The organism is Vibrio sp. 2130-1, assembly GCF_033339515.1.
In genome coordinates this window covers 1-629 of sequence record NZ_JAWOUT010000416.1, presented here as the reverse complement: position 1 = coordinate 629, position 629 = coordinate 1, and the positions used below count along the sequence as shown (strand labels likewise).

The 629-nt window shown below is 48.8% G+C and carries 1 pseudogene; it reads right to left on the bottom strand.

Features of this window, described 5'->3' with window-relative positions:
• Positions 1-629: pseudogene (locus R7Q09_RS26570) on the bottom strand (insulinase family protein); the annotation flags it as partial.

Here is a 629-nt window from a genome sequence, read left to right as displayed (position 1 = left end):
GAAGCCTTCTGCTTTGGCGTTCATGCCCGAAGGCTTTTCACCAGCTTGTAGGTAGGCGCTGTTAAGCGCAGTGAATACATCAGCAAATTGCGCTTGCGTTTCACTTTTGCCCATGCCAATCACAAAGCTTGGTTGATTAGACAACAGCTCTTTTAACTGCGCGTTTACGCTCTCTAGCTTCGTTTTATCCAAAAAAGCTGCCAAGCTTTGCGCATAGCTCTCTTTCGATTGGCTTACGCTGGCTTGCTCCAATTGGAAAATACGCGCTTCCGCGTAACTATTTGGCTTGCGTTTGCTCCAATCAGAATCAAGATTTGCCAGTTCGCCATACCAGTTAGATGTGATGCTCTCTAGCTCAGCTTGTGTCACGCCGTAATCGCGAAGTGACGTCAACGCACTGATGAAAATTTGGTGCATTTGTTCACGGCGGTCAGGCGAAAATGAGATACCCGCCGACATCAGGCGTTGGTAGTTCGAGTAGTAAGGCTGCGCATAAACGTATTGGTAAGGTTCGGCGGCATCATTGAGAAGACTGATCAAACGCTGTTGAATCAGTTGAATGGCCACTTCGTCTCGCCATTCTGCGTGTTGCTGCTCGACCGTTTCACGACGAAGATCGCCGCGTTCAA